This window comes from Sulfitobacter sp., from assembly GCF_039977885.1.
Taxonomy (GTDB): Bacteria; Pseudomonadota; Alphaproteobacteria; order Rhodobacterales; family Rhodobacteraceae; genus Sulfitobacter.
Map to the genome: position 1 here is coordinate 505,512 of NZ_JBDWCI010000020.1, position 24,022 is coordinate 529,533.

Consider the following 24,022-nt stretch of genomic DNA (forward strand, 5'->3'; position numbering starts at 1 on the left):
TCCGGACCGGAAATTTTCAAATTCCCAGTGGTCGTCACACACGCATGGGCATGACGACATAAACAGCAGAGGTATCATTCCCCTCACGCATCAATGTCGGGTCACCCGAGGAGTTGAACATGAAAACAGCGTTCTCGCGGTCAACTTGTGAGGCGATTTCCAGCAGGTATTTCGCGTTAAAGCCGATCTCCAGACGCTCGTCAGAATAGGCCACGGCCAGTTCTTCTTCGGCGGCACCGCTGTCGGGCGCATTAACCGAGAGGACCAGACGGTCTTCATCAAGTTGCAGCTTTACCGCGCGGGATCGTTCCGAGCTTACGGTTGCCACGCGGTCAACGGCGCGGGCAAAATCGGCCGCGTCAACTTCGAGCTTGCGTGTGTTTCCTTGGGGAATGACGCGTGTGTAGTCGGGGAAAGTGCCGTCGATTACTTTGGACGTCAGTGTGATCTGTGGTGTGGCAAAGCGGACTTTTGTCTCTGACACAGAGACGGCGATTTGTACTTCGTCATCATCAAGCAGTTTGCGCAGCTCGCCAACAGTTTTGCGCGGCACAATCACGCCGGGCATTTCGACTGCCCCTTCGGGCATATCGGCGTCAATGCGGGCAAGGCGATGACCGTCTGTCGCAACGCAGCGCAGCATTTTGCCGTCTTCGGCGTCCGCGATGTGCATATACACACCGTTAAGGTAATAACGCGTTTCTTCAGTCGAGATGGCAAATTTGGACTTATCAAACAGGCGGCGCAGGACCGCGCTGCCGGCCGTGAAATTGGATGCGTATTCCGAAGAGGCCATTACCGGAAAATCTTCTTTCGGCAGGGTCGCAAGGGAAAAGTTCGACCGCCCGGCCTCAACTGTCAGGCGCCCTGCGGCGGTGTCAGCCGTAAGCGAAACAAGTGCCCCATCAGGCAGTTTGCGCACAATCTCGTGCAGGGTGGTGGCGGCGACCGTCGTAGCACCGGCACGCTCTACCTGAGCGGGGGCTTTGTCGACGACTTCGATATCCAGGTCGGTGGCGCGGAATGATACATCGCTGCCTTCGGCTTCAATCAGCACGTTGGCAAGGATCGGGATCGTGTTGCGCCGTTCAACAACCGATTGTGCCTGGCTGACGGCCTTGAGCAATGCGGCGCGTTCAATGCTGAATTTCATGTACCTATCTCCACTGCACAAGGGTCCGAGTGAGCAAATTACCCGCTTTGCCCTCAATCACAAGGCATAACCAACCTGAAACGTAAAAGGCAGCCCCTTCAAGGGCTGCCCTGTGGCACCGTTGCATCTTTGACGCTTATGCTTCGAGTGCGCGACGCAACAGTTCGAGGTCTTCGGCGATCTGACCGTCAGAAATTTTAAGCTCTTCAATACGTTTGACGCCGTGCATGACCGTGGTGTGATCCCGCCCGCCAAAGCGACGGCCGATTTCGGGAAGCGAGCGGCTGGTCATCTGTTTGCACAGATACATGGCCACCTGACGGGGGCGGGCATAGCTGCGCAAGCGTTTGGGGCCAATCATGTCGGACAGGCGGATGTTATAGTGATCCGAAACCTTGCGCTGGATTTCCTCTACCGTGACTTTGCGCTCGGAGGCACGTAGCACATCGGCCAGGCAATCCTGCGTCAACTCCAGATCAATGGGACGTCCAACAAGCGAGGCAAATGCAAACAGTCGGGTCAAAGCGCCTTCAAGCACGCGCACGTTGGTCGAAATACGGTGCGCAAGGAATTCGAGAATACCGTCTTCCATTTGCAGCTCGGGATAGGAGGCACGATGCACGTCAACTTTGGTTTGCAAAATCCCGAGGCGCAATTCGTAGTCGGTCGGGTGCAGATCAACCACCAGACCGCATTGAAGGCGTGATTTTACGCGGTCTTCAAGGTCTTTGATGTCTGCCGGTGCACGGTCGGCGGAGATGATGATTTGTTTATTCTGGTCAACCAGCGCGTTGAATGTGTGAAAGAACTCTTCTTGTGTGCTGTCCTTGCCGGCGATGAATTGCACGTCGTCCACCATCAGCACATCAACAGTGCGGAAGATTTCTTTGAAATCCATCATCTTGCGGTCGCGTAGCGCCTGAACGAAACGGTACATGAACTGTTCCGCTGACAGATAGAGCACATTCAGTTCTGGTTTGCGGGCCGACAGCTCTTGGGCGATTGCGTGCATCAGGTGGGTTTTACCCAAGCCAACGCCACCGTACAAAAACAGCGGGTTGAACGTTACGGGCCCACCTTCCGCGACACGGCGCGCTGCGGCATGGGCCAATTCGTTCGGTTTGCCGACGACAAAAGTATCAAACGAGAAACGCTTTTCCAGCGGGGCGGTATAGACGCCTGAAGACGCCGCAGGTTTGCTGACGGGGCGTGCCGCTGTGATGGCGTCTGTTTTCTCTGTTACAGGTTTGGCCGTTTTCTGGGCCACCTCAAAGTTCAGACGGCTCAAGGACGCGTCAAAGCTTTTCATCTCATGCAGGATAAGATCGGCAAAGTTCTGGCTGACATAATTCCCGAAAAATGAGGTGGGAACATATACTGTCGAAATGTTGTTTTCGGCGGGGCCCAAAACAAGCGGATCAATCCAGGTTGTATAGTTGTTCTGCCCAACTGTTTTAAGAAGTCGCTGCTTAACGCTGCCCCATTCGTCACTTGTCATTGCCCACCTACCGTCATCAATCAGCATCCGTCTGTTTCTATCCAAAAGACAATACGACTGGTCCGGTCCCAACCTGAAACCAGCCATGCCCCTTGGACACTTATTTTCCCGCGTCGGAAGGTGCATAAAAATTGCTACCTCGCGCAGAGTATTTTTTAGAATGTGACAGGTAGATGTGCTGGCAGCAGCATCTACAATTCCTTCCGGCCGTAATGGATACGGCTAAAAGGGATCCTTCATATCAACGCGCTACCTCTAGCAAAGTAGTGCAAATACTCGGGTCTGTCCCCCCACGATGTGAATCGCTCATACTGTCTAGCAACGTGAAAGGGAGCGGTTCAACTGATCTTATTTGTTGACTCGGACTTTTGGAAAAAGAATCTCACACCGCTGTGAAAGGGGGCCTGAAAACAACACAGGCGCCACCAAAGGTGACGCCTGCATAAAAATCGTTTTGCCTTAGAATCAGGCGATTGCTTTGACGCGTGCTGCCAAACGGGAGATTTTGCGCGATGCAGTGTTCTTGTGGTAGACGCCTTTTGTGACGCCGCGCATCAGCTCTGGCTGTGCCGCTTTGAGAGCTGCGACGGCATCTTCTTTAACGCCGGATTCGATTGCTTCTTCGACCTTGCGGATGAATGTGCGGATGCGTGAACGGCGTGCTTTGTTGATCGCAAAACGCTTTTCGTTCTGACGTGCGCGTTTCTTTGCCTGTGGTGTATTTGCCATGAGGATCGTCCTATCTGTGTCTGTTGTGTCAATGCGTACAATCGCTCCCGCATGGGAGGGCACCGATAGGTGATTCTAGCCTGAGCGGGCTGCACGCGCATGTATGAGGCGTCCTATAGCGGGGTTTATGTGCGTTTGTAAAGACGGCCCCGACGCCGTGCCGGCATATAAGGTGGGATGGACTATCGTTTCGATTGGCGCCAGCACTACACTTATCGAATTCCTATGGAGAAATGTAGCCATGCAGCCCAGCCAGATGCACCAACCACCCGCAAACAGATGGGCGGCCTTTGCGGTATTGCTAACGGCAAGTTTCATGAACGTGATGGACGTCACGATTGTTAATGTGGCTATGCCGACGCTCAAGACAGACTTTGACGCCTCCCCGAACAAGATAGAATGGGTGGTCGCGGTCTATGTCTTTGTTTTTGCGTTGCTGCTTTTGCCGTGTGGGCGGTTGGGCGATATTCTGGGGCGGCGCAAGATGTTCGTCTGGGGTGTGGCGCTGTTCACGCTCGCGTCCGGTTTATGCGGTGTAGCGTGGTCAGTTGACTCGCTGATTGGCGCGCGGGTGCTTCAGGGTGTTGGCGCTGCGATGATGTCTCCGCAGGCGATGGCGCTTATTCCCGCTCTTTTCGCGCCAAATGAGCGCGGCAGTGCATTCAGCTTTTTTGCGCTTGCGGCGGGGCTGGCTTCGGTTTCAGGGCCGATTATTGGTGGGCTTTTGATCGGGGGGAACCTGTTCGGGCTCGATTGGCGGCCGATCTTTCTGGTCAATGTGCCTGTGGGGCTCATCACGATCATGCTCGCCATCCGCTTGGTGCCGGATGTCGCGGGGGACAGGAAAATCGGTATTGATGGCGTTGGGATTCTGCTGGCGGGTTTTGCGCTGTTCAGCGCATTGGTGCCCTTGGTCGAAGCGCCGGGGATCGGTTGGCAAACATGGATGTGGTTCTTTGTAATCGCTTCGCCGATTTCGGCAGTCAGTTTTGCAAAATGGGAACACAGGCAGGCATCTTTGGGACGGCCACAGTTAATCCCTGTGACATTGATGAAAAAGAAATCATTCATATCGGGCGGGATTTTGGTCGGGTTGCTGTTTTCAGGGGTGCCGGGGTTCTTTTTGGTGATGGCGCTTTACCTGCAAGAAGGCTTTGGGCTGTCGCCGCTTTGGTCTGGCCTGACGGTCACACCGTTTTCCGTAGGGATTTTGCTGACTTCGCCTGTCTCTAAACGGCTGGGCAACCGATATCTGCGGGAGCGGGTCGTGGCCGGTTCCTTAACGCTTGCCGCAGCCCATGTGGCGCTGCATTTCGTGGTTTTGGCAGAACAGGGAACCTATAGCTGGATCGGGTTTGCGCCCATCCTATTTTGCGCGGGCTTCGGTCTGGGGTCGACAACGGGTCCGTTGTTCCAGATTGCCTTGTCAGGTGCCAGCGGCACAGATACGGGATCTGCTTCGGGGGCGTCACGCGCGATCCAGCAGGTGGGATCGGCATTTGGCATCGCGATTTTGGGCGGAATTTTCTTTGGCACATTGGGCAATACGCCAGACGCGGGGATGAGTGCCTATACCGCTGCGATGATCGCGTCATTGTACTATACGATCAGCGTATTCCTGATCCTGGCGGCCTCGGCGTTCTTTTTACGTATCAAGGCAGACCCTTACAGCGAAGATGCAGCGCATGCGCCTGTGACCGAATAGGTCACAGGAAGCTGTGCAAAAGCGCGGTTAACGGTCGCGGAACTGGGCTTCGCGTTTTTCAAGGAAGGCACTCATACCTTCTTTTTGGTCTTCAGTCGCGAACAGCGAATGGAACATCCGGCGCTCAAACAACAGGCCTTCGCGCAGCGGTACTTCATAGGCGCGGTTCACGGCCTCTTTTACCACCATCACTGACATGGATGACTTTTCGGCGATTTTCTGGGCGGCTGCCAATGCCTCGTCCATCAGCTTTTTCACCGGCACCACACGAGAGACAAGCCCGGAACGCTCGGCTTCTTCTGCGTCCATAAAGCGGCCCGTCAGGTTCATATCCATCGCTTTGGATTTGCCGACAAGCCGGGTCAGACGCTGTGTGCCGCCGATGCCCGCCACAACGCCAAGGTTGATTTCGGGCTGACCAAATTTTGCAGTCTCGGAACAGATGATGAAATCACACATCATCGCCAATTCGCATCCGCCGCCCAAGGCATAGCCGGATACGGCCGCGATGATCGGCTTGCGCACGCGCATGATCTGGTCGGTTTCTTCTGTGAATAAATCACCGCTAAAGACATCGACGAAAGATTGGTCTTTCATCATCGCAATATCGGCACCGGCGGCAAACGCTTTGTCCGAACCGGTTAGGATGATGCAACGCACCTTCTCGTTGTTTTGACATCCCTTAAGGCAATCCGCCAATTCGCGCATCAACTGGTCGTTGAGCGCATTGAGCGCATCAGGCCGGTTCAGCGTGATCGTCGCCACATGGCTATCAACGTCGAGAATGATGGTTTCATAAGCCATATAAGCGGCCCTTTGTTGTTGCACAGACGTAAGTGCATATCACGGGCGCATAAGCGATCAAGTTATCTTTGACATACCGGACAATAGAAAGATGACCGTCCCGATTGTACCACACGGGCAATTGACGCTACGCAACCTTGGGTTTTGCATGGGGCACCTTCACGACCATAAACATCAAAGGAATGTTGAAAATACCCAAGTTCTCCATCGGCTTGGCGGAAATCGCGCAAGGACGAACCACCCGCCTCGATTGCTTCGCCCAGCACGTCGCGAATGATGGGAACCAGCCCTGCAACCTTTGCTGCGGCAATCCGTCCCGCCTTGCGCTTTGGGTTTATACCTGCGCGAAAAAGCGTCTCACAGACGTAGATATTGCCCAATCCAGCAACAATCCGTTGGTCCAGCAGGGCTGATTTCACCGGTGTGTTTCGTCCTTTGAAGGCTTCAACCAGAATCGAGTCGTGAAAATCGTTGCTCAAAGGTTCTGGTCCCAGAACGGCCAGCAGTTTGTGGTCGTCCTGCTTTGCGGTCTCGATTAAATCCATCGCCCCAAATCTGCGGGGGTCATTAAATGTAATGCGTGCGCCGTTATCCATGTAAAAAACCACATGATCGTGTTTTTGCGCGGCTGGATGCTCATGCACAAATGCGCCCAGCGGATCGCCGGAAATCAGCATCCGCCCCGACATTCCCAGATGCACCAAAAGCGTTTCGCCGGATGACAAATCGGCCAACACGTATTTCGACCGTCTGCGCAACCGCTCCACCCGCTGACCTGTCAGGCGCTCTGCCATCCGTGCAGGAAAGGGCCATCGTAAGTCGGGCCGGTTCACATCGGCACGTGTAATCACCGCACCCTCCATCACTGGCGCAAGGCCACGGCGGACGGTTTCGACTTCGGGCAGCTCTGGCATAAAGGCTCCTGCGGCAAATGGCGGTTTGCACCTGCCTATCTGAGGCTATATCCCATGTGCAACAGATCAGGACACAGCCCATGAGCGACAAAACAACCCATTTCGGTGCACAAACAATCCCCGAGAACGAAAAGGCGGGCAAGGTCCGCAATTTGTTCACGGATGTGGCCAATAAATACGATGTGATGAACGATGTGATGAGCATGGGCATCCACCGCATCTGGAAAGAGGCGATGATGGACTGGCTTGCACCGCGTCCGGGGCAAAAGCTGCTCGATGTTGCGGGCGGTACGGGCGATGTGTCGTTTAAGTTTCTCAAGCGGGCAGGGTCCGGCCATTCTACGGTTTGCGATCTCACCGAAGGCATGTTGATCGAAGGCCGCAAGCGCGCCGAAGCTGAAGCCATGCAAGACAGCCTTGATTGGGTGGTGGGCGATGCGATGGACCTGCCGTTCGAGGATAACACCTTTGACGTCTATACAATCTCTTTCGGTATCCGGAACGTGACCCGCCCGCAGGTCGCGCTGAACGAAGCTTACCGCGTGCTCAAACCCGGTGGCCGCCTGATGGTGCTGGAGTTTTCGCAATTGCCAAACCCCGCCATGCAAAAGGCCTATGATCTCTACAGTTTTAATGTGATCCCGCGCATGGGCCAACTGATCGCCAACGACCGCGATAGCTATCAATACCTTGTCGAATCGATCCGCAATTTCCCCGATCAAGAGACATTCCTTGGCATGGTGCGTACCGCTGGGTTCAGTCAGGCAAAATACCGCAACCTCACCATGGGGATTGCGGCGCTACACTCGGGCTGGAAGATCTAGCATGCGCGGGATTCACAATATCTGGCGATTGATCCGTACCGGTGCCACGCTTGAGCGGACAGGTGCGATGAACTTTGTGCTGGATGCTTTCGAGGCACCCAAGGCGGTGCGCTTTGTCGCGCGCACCTTGGCGATCCCGTTCAAGCCGCTGGGCTACAAGGGCGACCCTGCGTTGCAACCTGCCACCCGTGCTCTGACGGCCCTTGGCCCCGCCTATATCAAATTCGGCCAAATCCTCAGCACCCGTCCCGATGTTGTGGGCGAGGAGATGGCACAACAGCTGCGCGTCCTTCAGGACCAGTTGCCCGCCTTTCCTGTTGAGGTCGCCAAGGCCGAGGTCGAAAAAGAGCTGGGACAGCCGATTGACGCGATCTTCTCCGAATTCAGCGAACCTGTGGCAGCGGCCTCCATTGCTCAAGTACACAAGGCACGCCTGAACAGCACAGGCGAAGAGGTCGCGGTTAAGGTTCTGCGGCCGGGCATTGAAAAAGCCTTTCAAAAAGACGTCGATGCCTTCTATCTAGCGGCAAGAATGGTCGAGCTGTTCTCACCAGGATCGCGCCGCTTGCGCCCGATGGACGTGATTGAGCATTTCGATGGCGTCGTGCGCGGCGAACTGGACCTACGCCTCGAATCCTCCGCAGCCTCTGAATATGCCGCCAATACGAAAGATGACGCAGGCTTTGAGCTGCCGGATATCAAATGGGACTATTCTGCGCGCCGTGTGATGACCCTCGGCTGGGCCGAAGGTGTGGCCATGGGCGATAATGCCGCCATTGACGCCGCAGGTCATGACCGCGTCGAACTGAGCGAACGCATTCTCGCGCTCTTCCTGCAGCATGCTCTTCGAGACGGCTATTTCCATGGGGACATGCATCAGGGGAATCTCAAAGTCGCAGCTAATGGCAACATCATCGCGCTCGACTTTGGCATCATGGGCCACATCGATGAATACACCCGACGCGTCTATGCTGAAATTCTCTACGGGTTCATTCGCAAAGACTACAAACGCGTGGCAGAGGTCCACTTTGAGGCTGGCTATGTCCCGGCTCACAAGGATGTGGACGAATTTGCCCGTGCCCTGCGCGCCGTAGGGGAGCCCATCTTCGGAATGGATGCCGACCGCATTTCTATGGCCCGCTTGCTTGCTTATCTGTTCGAAGTAACCGAACGGTTTGGCATGGAAACACGAACCGAGCTTATCTTGCTCCAACGCACAATGGTTGTCGTTGAAGGCGTTGCCCGCTCTTTGAACCCCCATATGAATATCTGGGAGGTCGCAGCGCCGATTGTCACTGACTACATCACCAAATCGATCGGGCCAAAGGCCGTGATTTCGGATTTGACCAAAACCGCGCGCGTATTGTCACGCTTTGGCCCGCGCCTGCCCGCCTTGGTCGAAGCCGCGCTGATCCGGCAGGCGCATCCATTGCCGCCTGCGCATAAGCCGTTCAAACGCTATATCGCTTTGGCCGCCATCCTTGGGGCTGTCGGTGCGACAGGTGTGATGGCCGTGGTACAGGCGCTGAGCTGATCCCTATTTTCTCTAGCTAGAAATACTCAAACACAGGGCAGGGGCTTAATGCCCCTGTCTTGTGTTCAAATCAAACCCGCTCGATGCCCAGTGCGATCCCCTGACCGCCGCCAATGCACATCGTGATCAACGCCCGCTTACCGCCGGTGCGCTGCAGTTCATATAGCGCCTTTGTGGTAATAATCGCACCGGTTGCGCCGACTGGATGCCCCAAGGCAATGGCACCGCCGTTGGGGTTCACGCGCGCGGGATCAAACCCCAATGCCTTGCTCACGGCCAAAGCCTGTGATGCGAAGGCTTCGTTGCTTTCGATGATGTCAAAATCATCCGGGCCCAATCCTGTCTTTTCAAACAGTTTGGTTACCGCCGGAATAGGACCAATCCCCATGACTTCCGGCCGGACGCCAGCGTGGGCATATCCGATAATCCGGGCAAGTGGCTTTAACCCTGCTGCTTGGGCACTGCTGGCGCGGCCAAGAACCAGTGCAGCGGCTCCGTCATTGATGCCCGAAGCATTGCCCGCAGTGACAGATCCGTCCTTCTGGAACACTGGTCGCAGTCCGGCGAGTTTGTCCAATGTGGTGGCTTTGGGGTGTTCATCAACCTCGAATACCACTGTCTCCCGCCCGCGGCGCACCTCAACCGGCACGATTTGCTCTGCGAAATGGCCTGCCTTGATTGCGGCCGCAGCACGTTCTTGGGATTGCATGGCAAAGGCATCCTGTTCAGTGCGGCCTATCTCATGCTCCTTGGCGACATTCTCGGCGGTGACGCCCATATGACCCGTGCCAAATGGGCAATTCAAAGCACCCAACATCATATCCATTGAGGCAACATCGCCCATTTTTTGGCCCCAGCGTGCAGCGGGCAGAATGTAGGGCGCGCGGCTCATGTTTTCGGCACCACCGGCCAGTGCAAACTCCGCATCGCCCAGCATCAGGGATTGCACCGCAGACACGATCGCTTGCACGCCGGAGCCGCAAAGACGGTTCACATTCATGGCAGGCACTGCCTCTGGCACACCGGCCTCTATGGCGGCAACGCGGCTCAAATACATGTCGCGTGGCTCGGTGTTGATGACGTGCCCAAAGACGACATGGTTGATCTGGGCCGGGTCAACACCGGCACGGGCTATAGCTTCACGTGAAACAACGGCTCCCAGCGATGTGGGTGGCGTTCCGGCCAACGCACCGCCGAAGGTGCCGATGGCGGTGCGCGCAGCACTCAGAATAACAATATCCTCTGTCATGGTCTCTCTCCCTACTGGTTATGCAAACCGTAGGGAGCCGTAGGCTGTTTGTCAGTTGAAACCTTCCGTCACAACGCAGCTATGGTTTCGGCAAAAGTGGCACGCGGCCTTCATCTTCCAAAGTCCAGCATGTGCGCCCCTCAAAGACGACAGCGCAGAGCGGCTTGCCATAGCCGGCACCGACGTCAATGTTGACCCGATTACCATAATGCGTGGCCCGTTCCACCGGCGTGTGGCCATGCACAACCAGCTTGCCATGGTCGCGCTGATCAATGTGGAACTCTTTGCGAATCCACAGCAGATCTTCTTCGTCTTGTTGGCCCAAGGGAACACCGGGCCGGATGCCTGCATGGGCAAAGAAAAGATCAGGCGTTTCAAACGACAACGCCAATCCGTTCAGAAATTCGACATGTGACTGCGGCACGGCATTTCTAGCACGTGCATGAACGTTCAACGCGCGGTCTGTTTCCGTAAATGCAATATCATAGGAGGCCAGCGTTTTGTCGCCGCCCAACCGTTCGTGCAACCAGTAAAGGTACACCGGAAGATAGGCGTCATGTCGTGGGTATTCTTGCAGGAACCAGCTGAACATGCGGTCGTGATTGCCTTTGAGGCAATGCCATGGCTTGCCTTGGGCGACGCCATCAATCAGCACATCCAATACCTGCGCCGAGGCGGGGCCGCGGTCGGTATAGTCGCCCATAAAGACGATCTCTGCGTTCTCGCCACCGTCTGCTTCGATCAGGGCTAATACGCGGGTGAGCTCGTTTAGTTGGCCGTGAATATCGCCGATGGCATAAATGGGTCTGGTCATGCTCTCTCCAATAAAAAAGGCGCGGCCCCGAGGGAGCCGCGCCTTTGGTTGTCTCATTGATAGGCTTAGGAGATGTCGAATTCCAGTGGTTTGACCTGCGTGAACAAACCGGTGTCACGCAGCTTGGCTACGACCTCGGCTGGTGCTGGTGCGTCTATTTCCAAAAGGCCAATCGCTTCGCCCTTCACATCGGCACGGCCGAGGGTGAAGTTCGCGATGTTGACGTCATGGGCGCCCATGGTTTGCCCCAATGTACCGATGATGCCCGGCACGTCAGTGTTGGTGGTATAGACCATGTGACGACCGACTTCGGCGTCGATATTGATGCCTTTGATCTGGATAAAGCGTGGCTTGCCATCCGAGAACACGGTGCCCGCGATGGAGCGTTCGCGTTTGTCTGTGACAACCGTGACTTTGATATAGCCGTCGAATGTGCCGGATTTGTCCTGATTGGTCGTGGAAATCTTGATGCCTTTTTCTTTGGCAACCACTGGGGCAGAAACCATGTTCACGTCCGGATTGGCACGCTTCATGATGCCCGCGACTACACCACAGTTCAGCGCATCGAGGTTCATTTCCGAAACAACACCGTCATAGAGGATGTTGATTGCTTTGATTGGCTCATCTGTCATCTGACCGGTGAAGGCACCAAGATGGCCTGAAAGCTTCAGCCAAGGACCCATGACCTGCGCTTCCTCGGCGGTGACGGACGGCATGTTGAGCGCGTTGGTCACAGCACCTGTCAGCAGGTAGTCGGACATTTGCTCGGCCACTTGCAAGGCGACGTTTTCCTGTGCTTCGGTTGTCGCGGCACCAAGGTGAGGCGTGCAAACAACGTTTGGCAGGTTGAACAGCGGGTTCTCGGTCGCTGGCTCTTGGGCGAAAACGTCAAAGGCAGCGCCGGCGACGTGGCCGGATTTCAACAACTCGGCCAGCGCTTCTTCGTCAACCAGACCGCCACGGGCACAGTTGATGATCCGCACGCCCTTTTTGGTTTTGGCGAGGTTTTCGCGGCTCAGGATATTGGCCGTTTGCTCTGTGAAAGGTACGTGCAGCGTGATGAAATCGGCGCGGGCCAGCATTTCGTCCAACTCAACCTTTTCAACGCCCATCTTTGCGGCTTTTTCTTCGCCCAAGAAGGGGTCATAGGCCACAACTTTCATTTTCAGACCGCGCGCACGGTCGCAGACGATCCCGCCGATGTTGCCCGCGCCAATAACGCCCAGCGTTTTGCCGGTCAGCTCAACGCCCATGAATTTGGACTTTTCCCATTTGCCCGCATGGGTCGAGGCCGAAGCTTCGGGGATTTGGCGTGCCACGGCGAACATCATCGCAATGGCGTGCTCGGCTGTGGTGATCATGTTGCCAAAAGGCGTGTTCATGACAATCACGCCTTTCTTGGAGGCGGCGTCTTTGTCGATGTTATCAGTGCCGATACCGGCACGGCCGATGACTTTGAGGTTGGTTGCCGCTGCAATGATCTTTTCGGTTGCTTTGGTGGCAGAGCGGATGGCGAGGCCATCATAATTGCCGATGATTTCGGCCAGCTTGTCTTTGTCCTTGCCCAATGTAGGCTGGAAATCCACGTCAATGCCGCGGTCTTTGAAAATTTGAACAGCTGCTTCGCTGAGGCTGTCGGAGATGAGTACTTTAGGCGCCATGAGTGCGGTCCTTTGAATTTTTGATAACGGAGGCTCGTCTCTTCCTTCGGGCGATCCTTGCGCGGATCGGCCCGAAGGGACGGAGGAGCGTTACTGTGCGTCGAGCTCGGCGTTGAACGCGTAGTCGAGCCAAGGCAGCATTGCTTCGATGTCGGATTTCTCAACCGTAGCGCCGCACCAGATGCGAAGGCCCGCAGGGGCATCGCGGTAAGCACCAATGTCGAGCGCGACATCTTCATCGCCCAGACGTTTTGCAACGGCTTTGGCAAAGGCCGCACCGTCTTTGATGCGGTCATCCGTGAACTTGAGGCATACGGATGTGTTGGAACGCGTCGCAGGGTCCACGGCAAGGAAATCAATCCAGTCGTGGGTTTCAACAAAGGCGGTGATCGCTGCGGTGTTCGCATCCGCACGGCCGATCATGCCTTTCAGGCTGCCCACAGATTTTGCCCATTCAAGGGCGAACAGGTAATCTTCAACGCATAGCATTGAGGGGGTGTTGATTGTGGCACCCGTGAAAATTCCGTCAATCAGCTTGCCCCCTTTGGTCAGGCGGAAGATTTTCGGCAGGGGCCACGCAGGGGTATAGCTTTCCAGACGTGCAACCGCGCGAGGGCTGAGAATGATCACGCCGTGGGCTGCTTCGCCACCCAGCGCTTTTTGCCAGCTGAATGTGGTGACGTCCAAACGGTCCCAAGGCAAATCCATCGCAAAAGCGGCAGAGGTTGCATCGCACAGGGTCAAACCGGCGCGGTCGGCAGGGATGTCAAAGCTTGCGGGAACCCGAACACCCGAAGTGGTGCCGTTGTAGGTAAAGCAAACATCATTGTCGAAGTTCACGCCGTCCAGATCAACAATCTCGCCGTAGGGGGCTGTTTTCTCTGTGGCATCAATTTTCAATTGCTTGAGCGCGTCTGTAACCCAGCCCGCGCCAAAGCTTTCCCATGCGAGCATTTCAACGTGACGCTCGCCGAGCAGGTTCCACATGGCCATTTCATATGCGCCGGTGTCAGACGCAGGCACGATGCCGATTTTATAATCAGCAGGTACGCCAAGGACTTCACGAGTTGTCTCGATTGCTTCCAGCAGCTTTGCTTTGCCAGGAGCCGCACGGTGGCTGCGGCCAAGGGGCGCGCCAGACAGCTTTGCGAGATCAAATGTAGGGGGTTTGGCGCAGGGGCCAGATGAAAAACGCGGATTGGTCGGCCGCGTGGCCGGTGGTGTAATAGCCATTATGCTATCCTCTCAGATAATCGCCCTTCGTTGGGGAAGGGTGTCCCGCCGCAAGACATAGGGCGGGTTGGGCTCTGGTACAAGCTGCAATTCGGGGCTAAACCGCCGCATGAGAAACTATTTGCGACACACCTGACGCTGATCGGAAACCAAAAGATGTATACTGTTGTTCTACTGACTGCCCCTGCTGGCCCCGCACTTGATCCTTCTTTGGTCGAGTCGCTTCGCAATGCTTGGGGAGGTGGGGATGCGGTTTGGTTGTGTCCCGATGTGGCCGCAGAGTTTGCTTTGGCGCAGATGCCGGATAATCTGTGGGATGTTTGGGATAGCTGCCAATCCATGCAGGTTGATCTGGTGATTGTCCCGACCGAGGGGCGTCGCAAAAAGATGCTATTGGCGGATATGGACAGCACCATGATCCAGCAGGAATGCATCGACGAGCTGGCCGATGAGGCTGGTGTTGGTGAGCGCGTCAAAGACATCACTGCCCGCGCCATGAACGGTGAGTTGGATTTTGAGGCCGCCCTGCGCGAGCGTGTTGGGCTTTTGAAAGGTTTGCCGGAAGCGGTGATTGACAAAGTGCTGGCTGAGCGGATCACGTTAATGCCCGGCGGTTCTGTTTTGCTGGCCACGATGAAAGCGAATGGCGCCTACGCCGCTCTGGTCTCTGGGGGGTTCACGGCATTCACGGCGCAAGTGGCGGGCATGTTGGGTTTTGATGAAAACAAGGCCAACACATTACTACACTCGGATGGTGTGCTCACAGGGGAGGTGGGTATGCCAATTCTTGGCAAGCAGGCTAAGGTCGATGCGCTGGAAGAGATCACGGCCAAGCTTGGGATTGCAGAGGTTGACGTGATCGCCGTTGGCGATGGTGCAAATGATTTGGGAATGTTGACGCGCGCAGGTTTGGGCGTTGCACTACACGCCAAGCCTAGCGTCGCCGCGCAATGCAACGTGCGGATTAACTTTGGTGATCTTACGGCACTTCTATATGTGCAGGGATATGCGCAGACGGATTTTGTTACTTAGGTAGGAAGATGGGGGCCAGCCCCCACCGGCCTGAAGGCCGGCTCCCCCGGAGTATTTTTAGCTAGAAGAAATGATCTGTTGCCGGGATCAGAGAAGGTTTTGGGCTGGTTTTAGCATGCCGGTGACGAGACCGTCCCAGTTTTTGATTGGCGTATTTATACGTTTAAGCGTTGCTGGGTGGTTCGCGTCCAATACACCGAGGCGGACAAGAAGAGCGGCGATTGCGGCTTCGGCTGCGCGGGTGGTGCCGCAGGCGGCTTTGAGCGCGATGCCCATTTTTAGTTCGGGCAGGATCGCGATGAAGAAACCTTCGGCACCGGTTTTGAGGGCGGCTTTGCCATTGCAGGCTTGCATCAATTCCGTACAGGCGCGGCCTTCGCCGGCGACCAGTTCGGGGTGCAGGCGCATGGCCTGGTGCAAGCGCGCTTCGGCGCTGCCATCGGGGGCAGCGGCGAAATGGGCCATGGCGCGCGCGACGCCGTGCAGGCTGGCGGCATAGTTCGGGGCAGAGCAGCCGTCGACGCCGTAGCCCGGGCTTGTTTCGCCTGTGACTTCCTCGAAGGCTTCAAGGCAGGCGCGCTGTACCGGATGGTCGGGCTGAACGTAATCAGGCCCTGCTTTTAGGTGTTGTGTGAGTGTCAGAAAGCCTGCGTGTTTGCCCGAGCAGTTGTTGTGCACGCGGCAAGGGCTTTGATGTGCGCGGATTTGCGCCTCCCTCACATTGCGGTCACGCGATTCCTGAGGGCCGCAGCGGAAGGCTTCGTCATCCAGACCCAGTTCGTTGATCCATGTATTTACGCCGTCCACGTGAATGGTCGCCCCCTCATGTGAGGCGCAGGCCAACGCCAATTGCCGTGTGCCCAGCCCGAAGGCATCGGCCGCGCCGGAGCGCACCAGAGGCAATGCTTGTAGCATTTTTGACGAGCTGCGCGGCAATACCACCAGATCGGGATCGCCCCAGGCGTCCACGATCTGGCCGCTTGCGTCGCAGATGACGGCATGGCCGCTGTGCACGCTTTCGAGGAACGGACCGCGCCAGATTTCGGCGAAGGGAGCGGGTTGTGTCATGGTCACGTCCTTTTGTGGCTTGCTATGCGCGAAAACCTGCCAATGCGGGGTTTTAGTACAGCCGTATTTCGCGTTATGGTGTTTGGTGTTGAGAATAGGACGGATCATCGCATCAAATTGGCCCACACGAAAGAGGTCGCTGCATGGTTTTGTCGATACGTTGAGGCAACAAGACGGCTGGAGAGTTGGACAGATGGCATTTTTGAAGACTGGTGTGACTGCTGCACTATTTGCGGGGTTGATTGCGGGCAGTGCGTTTGCACAAAGCCAAAGCAGCAACCGTGTTGCGGCACAGACCGATTGGAGCGTGTTTGTAGAGGACAACCCGACCGAGTGTTGGGGGGTCTCCACGCCGAAAGAGACCGTAAACTCACGCAATGGGAATGTGGTTGCGGTGAACCGTGGGCAGACGCTTTTGATGGTGTTCTACCGTCCTAGCGCAGGTGCCAATGGTCAGGTTGCCTTTACCGGTGGGTATCCCTTTGCGAGTGGGTCTTCTGTGACGCTTAATATCGGGGGCACGACGTTTGATTTGTTTACCGAGGGAGAATGGGCATGGCCTGCGACCACCGCGGATGATGCAAAGATTATCGCAGCCATGAAACGTGGCGCTGAAGCAAAGCTAACGGGCCGCTCTGGTCGCGGGACGCAGACAGACGATACGTTCTCTTTGTTGGGGTTCACGGCAGCTGTGGATGATGCGGCCAAGCGCTGCGGCGGCTAAACCGGACTTTATAATTCTACGCAGCTCTGTCCGGTCAGGATGGGGCTGTTTTCATTTCTGGCCCCAGGCCACTATATAATGCGCACACCTTTACAGGAATCGCTCTTATGTCCGCTCCGATTACTCAAGACGTCCACACTATCCCGCGCAAATTGCCTGATGGGCCGATGAACCTTGTGGGGTTGACCCGTGAGGCGATGCGCGATGCGTTGATCGCCATTGGTACGCCTGAAAAGCAGGCCAAAATGCGCGTGGGGCAAATCTGGCAGTGGATTTATAATTGGGGCGTGCGCGATTTTGATGCGATGACGAACCTGAGCAAATCCTTCCGTGCTGATCTTGCTGCGCATTTCGTGGTAGAAGTGCCCGAAGTTGTAACCAAACAGGTCAGCGAAGACGGCACGCGCAAATATCTGGTACGCATTGCGGGCGGGCACGAGGTCGAGGTGGTCTATATTCCCGAAGCTGATCGCGGCACGCTTTGCGTCAGCTCTCAGGTCGGGTGCACGCTGACCTGTTCGTTTTGCCATACAGGCACGCAAAAGCTGGTGCGCAACCTGACCGCTGGTGAAATCATCGGGCAGGTCATGGTTGCCCGTGATGATCTGGATGAATGGCCGAAAAGCGGTACGCGCACCTATGAGGCGCGGCTGCTGAGTAATATCGTGCTGATGGGGATGGGCGAGCCGCTTTATAATTTTGAAAACGTACGCGACGCGATGAAGATCGCGATGGACCCTGAGGGTATCCAGCTGAGCCGTCGCCGCATCACGTTGAGTACCTCTGGCGTTGTGCCGGAGATTGCCCGCACCGCTGCTGAGATCGGCTGTCAGCTGGCCGTTTCCTTCCACGCCACAACGGATGAGGTGCGCGATAAGCTGGTGCCGATTAACAAGCGTTGGAACATCGAGGCATTGCTGGATGCGCTGCGTGAATATCCGAAAGTGTCCAATTCCGAACGGATCACGTTCGAGTATGTCATGCTGCACGGCATCAACGACAGCGACGAAGACGCCCACCGTCTGATGAAATTGATCGAAGGTATTCCGGCCAAGATCAATCTGATCCCGTTTAATGAATGGCCAGGGGCACCCTATAAGCGTTCAAGCAATAACCGTATTCGAGCGTTTTCGGACATTGTCCACAAGGCCGGCTATGCTTCGCCGGTGCGCAAACCGCGTGGTGAGGATATCATGGCAGCATGCGGGCAGCTTAAATCCGAGACCGAGCGCGCGCGGAAATCCCGCCGCGAGATTGAAGCGGAAGCCGGCACTGCCCGCCGTTAGGTTATGATTCTTAAAAGACATGAATAAGGGCGCTTCGTGAGTAACGTAGCGCCCTTATTGTTTCCACTTTGGCCTGTTTAAAAACCTATATTCTGCCGTATTCTTATCCGAATTTCGCCATGGCGTGCAGTGAGATTGTTTCCATTGAGGAATTAATCAGGAGTGGAAACAATGTCAGTTGTCATTAAGCAAAGCGGCCCTGTCGCCGAAGAAGTCATTCAGTTGGTCACGCGCGAACGCGTATCTGCGCTTTCGGCGCGCGAATGGAAGCACCGCCTTGCTGGCTATGGTTATTCCATCCGCGACACGCATGACGGCAAACATGTGCTTGAAACACTGCCGCACCACGTTGCGCTGTGCGAATTGCCGTCAGAGTTGTTTCACTAAAATCGCGGTGATCTAGCGACCCGGAACGCTGCTTCGGGCCGATGCGTCGCCCCAGTTTTCGATCAGGTCCATGGCTTCGGCGGCTGTTTCGACGAAACGGAACAGGTCCAGATCATCTGCTGAAATCGTACCGGCATCGGCAAGCGCATCCCAGTTTATGATGCTTTCCCAGAATTCCCGGCCGAACAGCAAGAAAGGCACACGCTGCATTCGACCTGTTTGGATCAGGGTCAATGCCTCGAACAGCTCATCCATGGTCCCGAACCCGCCGGGGAACACGCAGATCGCTTTTGCACGCATCAGGAAATGCATTTTCCGGATTGCGAAATAGTGAAAGTTGAAACACAGATCCGGCGTCACAAATTCATTGGGGGCCTGCTCGAAGGGCAGCACAATGTTCAGGCCGATGGATACGCCACCTGCATCAACCGCGCCGCGATTCCCGGCCTCCATCACGCCGGGGCCGCCACCGGTCACGATCACATCCTCTTTCCCGCCGCTTTCGTTTGACTTGAGCGTCATCAGCCGCGCGAATTCACGTGTCTCGTCGTAAAATCGCGACAGGTCAGCCAGTGTTTTTGTACGCGCGGTGTCTTTTTTCGCGGGCTCCGGGATGCGTGCGCCGCCAAAGAGAACGATTGTCGATTGCACGCCGTATTCATCCAGCATCATTTGCGGCTTGAGTAGTTCAAGCTGCAGGCGCACGGGGCGCAGTTCATCCCGGCACAGGAAATCATTGTCGTTAAAGGCTAAACGATAAGCAGGTGCTTGTGTTTGTGGGGTGACGGGGACGCCATCCGCTGCAGCGCGGTCTGTTCCTGCATCGCGCAGTGGGTGTTTGTTCTTGTTGCTCATAAATACCTCGGACTTTTCTCTTGGTTACAGCATGCACGGGATCGTGGGCGATGACTATGACATTATAGTTTGCAACATCACAACACGCGGACGCGATGTGATGTTGCAGAAGCGGTGGTGAGCATTGCGCGGGCCCGCCCGTAAGCGTATAGCGCCACCTAACAGATTTTCTTGAAACGGAGTTCCGACATGTCCAATGCACAGCTTGAAACAGCCATCGAGGCCGCGTGGGAAAACCGCGACGCAATCACTTCGGCTACCACCGGCGAGACACGCGATGCGATCGAATCCACGCTTGCCGCACTTGATTCAGGCAACTTGCGCGTTGCCGAAAAGCTGGACAGCGGTGATTGGCATGTAAACCAATGGGCCAAAAAGGCCGTGCTGTTGGGCTTTCGCATCAAAGACATGGAACATCAGGAAGGCGGCCCGCAAGGCGCTGGCTGGTGGGACAAGGTTGATAGCAAATTCAAAGGCTGGGGTGATGCACAGTGGAAAGAGGCAGGCTTTCGCGCTGTGCCGAACTGCGTTGTACGCAAATCTGCCTATATCGCGCCCGGCGTGGTGCTGATGCCGTCGTTTGTGAACATTGGTGCTTATGTCGATTCAGGCACAATGGTGGATACATGGGCCACGGTGGGTTCTTGCGCGCAGATCGGCAAAAACGTGCACCTGTCCGGCGGCGTTGGCATTGGTGGCGTTCTTGAGCCGATGCAGGCGGGTCCGACAATCATCGAAGACAACTGCTTTATCGGGGCGCGCTCAGAAGTTGTTGAAGGCTGCATCGTGCGCGAAGGTTCGGTTTTGGGCATGGGCGTATTTATCGGCCAGTCCACGAAAATCCTCGACCGCGAAACCGGTGAAGTCATGTACGGCGAAGTGCCTGCCGGTTCGGTTGTTGTGGCTGGCTCCATGCCGTCCAAGAATGGCGTGAACCTGTATTGCGCCGTGATCGTAAAGCGCGTCGATGAAAAGACACGCTCCAAAACTTCGATCAACGAATTGCTACGCGACTGATGCGGTTCGCCCTGTCCCTTGTATTGCTTGCGGTTTCGGCTGTGGCGGTTGGGGCAGGGCCCTATGACGGGCGCTACCGGCCGGATCATTCCAGCGGTGACAGTTGGGATTGCAAATCTATCGGTCAGGATCAGGGCGCGGTTCTGTTGACCAGCAACATTTTCTTTGCGCTGGGCACCCGATGTACACTGCGGGATCCGGTCGCGGTTACGGGTATGGATGGCACGTTGTATAATGCGATTTGCCGTGCGGACGGAGAACCGTGGCATCGCCGAATTCTGATTATGAACAGGGAAAACGGCATCGCCGTGATCCAGAAAGGCGGGCATATCAATTTGCTGCGCCGTTGCGAATGAGGGTGTTATGACTGACGAGAAAAGGCCAAAGAAACCCTCCCGCCAGCAGGTTTATACCTTGTTGGTCGAGATCGGCCGCAAAGAAGGGGACGGTTTGCCTGACAAGGCAACGGGTGCGGCGCTTATGTGCTTTGCCTCCGGTATTGATGAAGCCGAGGCCGTACGTGAAACGGTTGCGATCCTGAAACAGGCTGACACTGCACCGCTGGATGTCACAGGCTACGGCACATTGGCCGAACGCGAGGCCGAGGGCCACGAGATTGACGCCGAGGAACGCGAGCTGATGCAGCGCGCTCTGGATGAGAATTCAGTTATCGTAGCCCAGATGACGCCTTTTTTTGACTAAGCTCGGGCGGCGTCAGGCTGCTCGGCGTTTGGCCAGATGAATGGCTTCATACCACTTTAGAACCTTATGCGATGGTGCGCGGTGTTCGGGCAGGTCCTGACGATCGACACCAAACAGCACGCTTGAAGACAGCTGATGGCTGTCGCGGCGAATACGTCCGATGTACATGCTCTCCAGCGGCGCGCCGCTGGCAAGGACCGTTTCATGGTTGGGTAGGATCAGCTGCGTGTAGGAGGTGAGAGGGCCGCAAGGCTCTGTCCGCGCGGCAAAGCCGTTGACCAGATGGCGCGCTGGCGTCAGCACTTTTTCGCAGGAAAACAGATATTCGACCTCTGGCCCGTCGATAACTACATGCTGCTCGGGGGCGATGATGATGTCGTCCTGAAGTCCGAAATAGGGGGCGCGCATCCTGATCGGAGCAAAGCTGCCGCGTGCAGGTACCGTCCGGCTGACCGTTTGCAGCACCGGCACCACCTCTCCTTCGGCGGTATAGACCGTGTCGCCGCGTTTGAGCGTGCCCGCATTGCGGTAGCCCCAAGGTGTCGCAATAGGTGTGTTGGGCGATAGGGTCGGGCTCACGCCAATCGGCTCGATCTCGTTCGACAAAGCGGCATAGACCATTTCGGGAGCATAATCATGGGAGCTGCGCCCCAGCATCAGGTCGCGCAGATCATCCAGCGTGAGCGGCAGCGGGTTTTCAACCGCGACAGAGGTGACCGCGTTTTCACCCACCAGTTCCAGTGTCAGGCGGCCCCAGTTGTATTTGGTGTCCCACGCATAACTTAGCCGCAGGATTTCGGCGCGTCCGGCGTTTTTATGGGCAATGGCGGCATGCGAAATCATATCGCCCTGCACATGTACCATAGCGACACCGCCGCCCGGAATGGCCTGAAATATCAGGCTGCGATGACGTGGGTGTGTGGTGGTATATCCAAACAGGACCTGAGGTTTGGTGTCCTCGGTCATTTGGGTTTCAAATGTGATCGTCCCGCGGGTCAGCTCCTGTTGGGGGTGATCGGCAATCACGGGGGCGGCGTGTTTTTCAGTACCAAGGCCACGAAGCGAGAGGCGGCGGTCGGTGTGGTCGGTCAGCGCAAGCCAGGTCATTTAAGCCACCTTTGCGGCGCGCAAAAGCTCCGCCTCATATCGTTTCAGGGTACGGCGCGCCGCAATGGGATAGCCTACACCGGTTTCAGGGTCTAATTCAGGGAAAATACTGTAAATCTCTTCGACCATATCCGCTTCAAAGCTGCTGGCGGTTTGCGGTCCGGGTAGAAAGCTCTCTGTCTCTAACCCTTCTGAAAACACCACTTGATGGCGGTCAAACAGCAGGTGGACATATGTGATACGGCCGCCCTCACGGCGGGTGATCGAGCGGTCATTGACTAGATCACGGGCCGTCACAAGCACTTCGGCTTCGCCAAAAAGGAGCTCGGCAAGGTTGTCGCGGATCAGCACGCGGTGCAGCGGTGACACAAGCAAATCACGGTGTTGGCCAAGCGTGTTGGCGCGGATGTGGATGGGCGCAAAGGCACCCGTCGCAGCGACCTGCCGTGCCCCGATCCAGCGCAACGGTTGTGCGCCTTCGTCCTTGGTCATCACCAGATCACCGGGTTGCAGGGTTTCCGCGCGGCGGTCGCCATCGGGCGTCGCAATGAGCGTTCCGGCTACAAAACATGGTACCGAAGTCGCGTTTACAAAACCCACATCCGTATCGACGCCATTGTCGACCGTGTAGGTAAAGTTGAAGTTTTCTTCGTCGCCATCACCAACAACAGTGATTGTGCCATCTGCGTTAAGCGTGACCGCCTGACCTGTGGGCAGTATGATTTCTGTCCCTACGTTGACGGGTTGGCCGTTAATATGCGTGATGGTTAGGGTCGAACCGGCAGTATTGTTCAAATCGTTGGCGAGTACGTCGAATGTTTTGGTCCCGTCCGGAAAGACCTCTACATTATCCGACAGGGCAACCAGATTGGTCTGAACAGAATCTCCTGCAATCAGAACGTTCGAGTCGAAATTGCTATCGCCTACATCAGCCAGCGCGATCCGGATCGAGTTTGTTTCGTTCGGGATGACGTCAATCGTCAGCGTCAGTGTGATGGTGAAACCGTCCATCTCGGTGTTGAAGTCGTCTGTGGTGTTGTCGACATACAGGTTGATGTTGTTCGTGGTCGAGATGTTGAAAGGGTCGGTATCCCCGTCGCCTACATCGTGCTCAACAAGTTGGCCATTGACCCAGACGCCAAAGAAATCCTGATAGATCGAATTGGCAAATTCCGGATATTCCTCTGACGCAAAGACAAATTGCATCGTCAGCGTGTCATTTTCGGGGATGAAATCGACATCCAGCGTCGCGGCGTCAAAGGTCGTTCCGCCTGCGGCGTTATTGTATTGGCTGAAATTATTGGTGCCAGAGGTGTTGGTACTGGTGTTTGTGCGTTGGTTTGCCTGTCCGTTGGAGTTTGTGAAGTCTTGGGCATTGCCGGTAGATAGAATCACACCGGTATCGCCGGGAACAACGCCGAGCGATGTTGAATCGCCACCCGTATAAATCCCGGCACTGTCGATATCACCAAAGAACGTGGCGTCGGTCACTGTGACGCCATTGCCGAAAATTTCCTCGGCCAATGCCCGCGCATTGGTGCCTTCGCGCACAGTTGTAATGTCGAGTTCGGATGCGTCTACCATGTCACTGCCTCAAACCTTTTGAGAGACAACACACAGTTGCAGATGGACCAAGGGCGTGCCCTTTTTCCAATCATGTCCGTTTTTCCGGACGTATCCACCCCTGTTTTCAGGTGATGAATCTGCTCATGCCCTGCCTCGGGTC

Annotated in this window: 23 protein-coding genes; 10 read left to right on the top strand and 13 right to left on the bottom strand. The window is 56.0% G+C overall.

The window, feature by feature from the left end; all coding sequences use genetic code 11:
• Positions 1-34: 34 nt before the first annotated feature.
• The 3 genes from dnaN to rpsT form a co-directional block, all read right to left on the bottom strand.
• The gene (dnaN, locus tag ABJM03_RS16115) at positions 35-1,153 is read right to left on the bottom strand and encodes a DNA polymerase III subunit beta (RefSeq protein WP_348418860.1); all 1,119 of its coding nucleotides are present in this window, start codon (positions 1,151-1,153) and stop codon (positions 35-37) included.
• Between the two features lie 136 nt (positions 1,154-1,289).
• The gene (gene dnaA / locus ABJM03_RS16120; RefSeq protein WP_348418861.1) at positions 1,290-2,651 is read right to left on the bottom strand and encodes a chromosomal replication initiator protein DnaA; all 1,362 of its coding nucleotides are present in this window, start codon (positions 2,649-2,651) and stop codon (positions 1,290-1,292) included.
• A gap of 465 nt (positions 2,652-3,116) precedes the next feature.
• Positions 3,117-3,380 carry a 30S ribosomal protein S20 gene (rpsT, locus tag ABJM03_RS16125; protein ID WP_348418862.1) on the bottom strand — a complete coding sequence of 88 codons (264 nt, stop codon included), beginning with the start codon at positions 3,378-3,380 and terminating at the stop codon, positions 3,117-3,119.
• A 241-nt stretch (positions 3,381-3,621) separates the two neighbouring features.
• Between rpsT and ABJM03_RS16130 the strand changes: the two genes are divergently transcribed.
• Positions 3,622-5,085, top strand: a complete 1,464-nt coding sequence (locus tag ABJM03_RS16130; RefSeq protein WP_348418863.1) for an MFS transporter — start codon at positions 3,622-3,624, stop codon at positions 5,083-5,085.
• A gap of 27 nt (positions 5,086-5,112) precedes the next feature.
• Here the strand turns inward: ABJM03_RS16130 and ABJM03_RS16135 are convergent, their stop codons facing one another.
• Positions 5,113-5,889: an enoyl-CoA hydratase gene (locus ABJM03_RS16135; RefSeq protein ID WP_348418864.1), complete on the bottom strand. Its 777-nt coding sequence runs from the start codon at positions 5,887-5,889 to the stop codon at positions 5,113-5,115.
• A 62-nt stretch (positions 5,890-5,951) separates the two neighbouring features.
• Entirely contained in the window at positions 5,952-6,803 is an 852-nt protein-coding gene (gene mutM, locus ABJM03_RS16140) for a bifunctional DNA-formamidopyrimidine glycosylase/DNA-(apurinic or apyrimidinic site) lyase (protein ID WP_348418865.1), read from the bottom strand.
• Between the two features lie 17 nt (positions 6,804-6,820).
• Here mutM and ubiE point away from each other — a divergent pair, with 17 nt between their 5' ends.
• Together ubiE and ubiB are read left to right on the top strand one after the other, a co-directional pair.
• Complete coding sequence (gene ubiE, locus ABJM03_RS16145; protein ID WP_348418866.1) at positions 6,821-7,627, top strand: bifunctional demethylmenaquinone methyltransferase/2-methoxy-6-polyprenyl-1,4-benzoquinol methylase UbiE; 807 nt, start codon at positions 6,821-6,823, stop codon at positions 7,625-7,627.
• A gap of 1 nt (position 7,628) precedes the next feature.
• On the top strand, positions 7,629-9,161 hold the full coding sequence (gene ubiB, locus ABJM03_RS16150) for a 2-polyprenylphenol 6-hydroxylase (RefSeq protein ID WP_348418867.1): 1,533 nt from the start codon (positions 7,629-7,631) through the stop codon (positions 9,159-9,161).
• Between the two features lie 70 nt (positions 9,162-9,231).
• Here the strand turns inward: ubiB and ABJM03_RS16155 are convergent, their stop codons facing one another.
• The 4 genes from ABJM03_RS16155 to ABJM03_RS16170 all read right to left on the bottom strand — a co-directional run bounded on the left by ABJM03_RS16155 (position 9,232) and on the right by ABJM03_RS16170 (position 14,118).
• On the bottom strand, positions 9,232-10,410 hold the full coding sequence (locus tag ABJM03_RS16155; RefSeq protein ID WP_348418868.1) for an acetyl-CoA C-acyltransferase family protein: 1,179 nt from the start codon (positions 10,408-10,410) through the stop codon (positions 9,232-9,234).
• A 79-nt stretch (positions 10,411-10,489) separates the two neighbouring features.
• The gene (locus ABJM03_RS16160; protein WP_348418869.1) at positions 10,490-11,224 is read right to left on the bottom strand and encodes a metallophosphoesterase family protein; all 735 of its coding nucleotides are present in this window, start codon (positions 11,222-11,224) and stop codon (positions 10,490-10,492) included.
• Between the two features lie 65 nt (positions 11,225-11,289).
• Positions 11,290-12,885, bottom strand: coding sequence for a phosphoglycerate dehydrogenase (gene serA, locus ABJM03_RS16165; protein WP_348418870.1), 1,596 nt, complete (start codon positions 12,883-12,885; stop codon positions 11,290-11,292).
• Between the two features lie 90 nt (positions 12,886-12,975).
• Positions 12,976-14,118 (bottom strand): phosphoserine transaminase, encoded by a 1,143-nt coding sequence (locus ABJM03_RS16170; RefSeq protein WP_348418871.1) that lies wholly within the window; start codon positions 14,116-14,118, stop codon positions 12,976-12,978.
• 156 nt (positions 14,119-14,274) lie between these two features.
• On the opposite strand from ABJM03_RS16170, the gene serB reads away from it, so the two are divergent.
• Positions 14,275-15,150, top strand: coding sequence for a phosphoserine phosphatase SerB (gene serB / locus ABJM03_RS16175; protein WP_348418872.1), 876 nt, complete (start codon positions 14,275-14,277; stop codon positions 15,148-15,150).
• An 87-nt stretch (positions 15,151-15,237) separates the two neighbouring features.
• Here serB and ABJM03_RS16180 read toward each other — a convergent pair whose 3' ends face one another.
• Positions 15,238-16,218: an asparaginase gene (locus ABJM03_RS16180; protein WP_348418873.1), complete on the bottom strand. Its 981-nt coding sequence runs from the start codon at positions 16,216-16,218 to the stop codon at positions 15,238-15,240.
• 193 nt (positions 16,219-16,411) lie between these two features.
• Here ABJM03_RS16180 and ABJM03_RS16185 point away from each other — a divergent pair, with 193 nt between their 5' ends.
• The 3 genes from ABJM03_RS16185 (at position 16,412) to ABJM03_RS16195 (ending at position 18,615) form a co-directional block, all read left to right on the top strand.
• On the top strand, positions 16,412-16,942 hold the full coding sequence (locus tag ABJM03_RS16185) for an invasion associated locus B family protein (RefSeq protein WP_348418874.1): 531 nt from the start codon (positions 16,412-16,414) through the stop codon (positions 16,940-16,942).
• Between the two features lie 107 nt (positions 16,943-17,049).
• On the top strand, positions 17,050-18,228 hold the full coding sequence (rlmN, locus tag ABJM03_RS16190) for a 23S rRNA (adenine(2503)-C(2))-methyltransferase RlmN (protein ID WP_348418875.1): 1,179 nt from the start codon (positions 17,050-17,052) through the stop codon (positions 18,226-18,228).
• Positions 18,229-18,399: 171 nt separating this feature from the next.
• Positions 18,400-18,615 (top strand): hypothetical protein, encoded by a 216-nt coding sequence (locus ABJM03_RS16195; RefSeq protein WP_348418876.1) that lies wholly within the window; start codon positions 18,400-18,402, stop codon positions 18,613-18,615.
• A gap of 12 nt (positions 18,616-18,627) precedes the next feature.
• On the opposite strand, the gene ABJM03_RS16200 is transcribed toward ABJM03_RS16195, so the two are convergent.
• Positions 18,628-19,470 (bottom strand): LOG family protein, encoded by an 843-nt coding sequence (locus tag ABJM03_RS16200; RefSeq protein WP_348418877.1) that lies wholly within the window; start codon positions 19,468-19,470, stop codon positions 18,628-18,630.
• Positions 19,471-19,659: 189 nt separating this feature from the next.
• Between ABJM03_RS16200 and dapD the strand changes: the two genes are divergently transcribed.
• The 3 genes from dapD to ABJM03_RS16215 are packed head-to-tail and all read left to right on the top strand — an operon-like array spanning position 19,660 to position 21,189.
• Positions 19,660-20,487 carry a 2,3,4,5-tetrahydropyridine-2,6-dicarboxylate N-succinyltransferase gene (gene dapD / locus ABJM03_RS16205; protein WP_348418878.1) on the top strand — a complete coding sequence of 276 codons (828 nt, stop codon included), beginning with the start codon at positions 19,660-19,662 and terminating at the stop codon, positions 20,485-20,487.
• A complete protein-coding gene (locus ABJM03_RS16210) occupies positions 20,487-20,843 on the top strand; it encodes a hypothetical protein (RefSeq protein ID WP_348418879.1) in 357 nt (118 codons plus the stop codon). The genes dapD and ABJM03_RS16210 overlap by 1 nt, the downstream gene beginning before the upstream one ends.
• Positions 20,844-20,850: 7 nt before the next feature.
• On the top strand, positions 20,851-21,189 hold the full coding sequence (locus ABJM03_RS16215; RefSeq protein WP_348418880.1) for a hypothetical protein: 339 nt from the start codon (positions 20,851-20,853) through the stop codon (positions 21,187-21,189).
• A 12-nt stretch (positions 21,190-21,201) separates the two neighbouring features.
• Here ABJM03_RS16215 and ABJM03_RS16220 read toward each other — a convergent pair whose 3' ends face one another.
• Both ABJM03_RS16220 and ABJM03_RS16225 read right to left on the bottom strand, forming a co-directional pair.
• Entirely contained in the window at positions 21,202-22,296 is a 1,095-nt protein-coding gene (locus tag ABJM03_RS16220; protein ID WP_348418881.1) for a Hint domain-containing protein, read from the bottom strand.
• Positions 22,297-23,880: a Hint domain-containing protein gene (locus ABJM03_RS16225; protein ID WP_348418882.1), complete on the bottom strand. Its 1,584-nt coding sequence runs from the start codon at positions 23,878-23,880 to the stop codon at positions 22,297-22,299.
• Positions 23,881-24,022: the final 142 nt, after the last annotated feature.

Coding starts and splice junctions, on each gene's coding strand:
- dnaN (WP_348418860.1), bottom strand. CDS start 1,153: ATGAAATTCAGCATTGAACGCGCCGCATTGCTCAAGGCCGTCAGCCAG.
- dnaA (WP_348418861.1), bottom strand. CDS start 2,651: ATGACAAGTGACGAATGGGGCAGCGTTAAGCAGCGACTTCTTAAAACA.
- rpsT (WP_348418862.1), bottom strand. CDS start 3,380: ATGGCAAATACACCACAGGCAAAGAAACGCGCACGTCAGAACGAAAAG.
- ABJM03_RS16130 (WP_348418863.1), top strand. CDS start 3,622: ATGCAGCCCAGCCAGATGCACCAACCACCCGCAAACAGATGGGCGGCC.
- ABJM03_RS16135 (WP_348418864.1), bottom strand. CDS start 5,889: ATGGCTTATGAAACCATCATTCTCGACGTTGATAGCCATGTGGCGACG.
- mutM (WP_348418865.1), bottom strand. CDS start 6,803: ATGCCAGAGCTGCCCGAAGTCGAAACCGTCCGCCGTGGCCTTGCGCCA.
- ubiE (WP_348418866.1), top strand. CDS start 6,821: ATGGCGGTTTGCACCTGCCTATCTGAGGCTATATCCCATGTGCAACAG.
- ubiB (WP_348418867.1), top strand. CDS start 7,629: ATGCGCGGGATTCACAATATCTGGCGATTGATCCGTACCGGTGCCACG.
- ABJM03_RS16155 (WP_348418868.1), bottom strand. CDS start 10,410: ATGACAGAGGATATTGTTATTCTGAGTGCTGCGCGCACCGCCATCGGC.
- ABJM03_RS16160 (WP_348418869.1), bottom strand. CDS start 11,224: ATGACCAGACCCATTTATGCCATCGGCGATATTCACGGCCAACTAAAC.
- serA (WP_348418870.1), bottom strand. CDS start 12,885: ATGGCGCCTAAAGTACTCATCTCCGACAGCCTCAGCGAAGCAGCTGTT.
- ABJM03_RS16170 (WP_348418871.1), bottom strand. CDS start 14,118: ATGGCTATTACACCACCGGCCACGCGGCCGACCAATCCGCGTTTTTCA.
- serB (WP_348418872.1), top strand. CDS start 14,275: ATGTATACTGTTGTTCTACTGACTGCCCCTGCTGGCCCCGCACTTGAT.
- ABJM03_RS16180 (WP_348418873.1), bottom strand. CDS start 16,218: ATGACACAACCCGCTCCCTTCGCCGAAATCTGGCGCGGTCCGTTCCTC.
- ABJM03_RS16185 (WP_348418874.1), top strand. CDS start 16,412: ATGGCATTTTTGAAGACTGGTGTGACTGCTGCACTATTTGCGGGGTTG.
- rlmN (WP_348418875.1), top strand. CDS start 17,050: ATGTCCGCTCCGATTACTCAAGACGTCCACACTATCCCGCGCAAATTG.
- ABJM03_RS16195 (WP_348418876.1), top strand. CDS start 18,400: ATGTCAGTTGTCATTAAGCAAAGCGGCCCTGTCGCCGAAGAAGTCATT.
- ABJM03_RS16200 (WP_348418877.1), bottom strand. CDS start 19,470: ATGAGCAACAAGAACAAACACCCACTGCGCGATGCAGGAACAGACCGC.
- dapD (WP_348418878.1), top strand. CDS start 19,660: ATGTCCAATGCACAGCTTGAAACAGCCATCGAGGCCGCGTGGGAAAAC.
- ABJM03_RS16210 (WP_348418879.1), top strand. CDS start 20,487: ATGCGGTTCGCCCTGTCCCTTGTATTGCTTGCGGTTTCGGCTGTGGCG.
- ABJM03_RS16215 (WP_348418880.1), top strand. CDS start 20,851: ATGACTGACGAGAAAAGGCCAAAGAAACCCTCCCGCCAGCAGGTTTAT.
- ABJM03_RS16220 (WP_348418881.1), bottom strand. CDS start 22,296: ATGACCTGGCTTGCGCTGACCGACCACACCGACCGCCGCCTCTCGCTT.
- ABJM03_RS16225 (WP_348418882.1), bottom strand. CDS start 23,880: ATGGTAGACGCATCCGAACTCGACATTACAACTGTGCGCGAAGGCACC.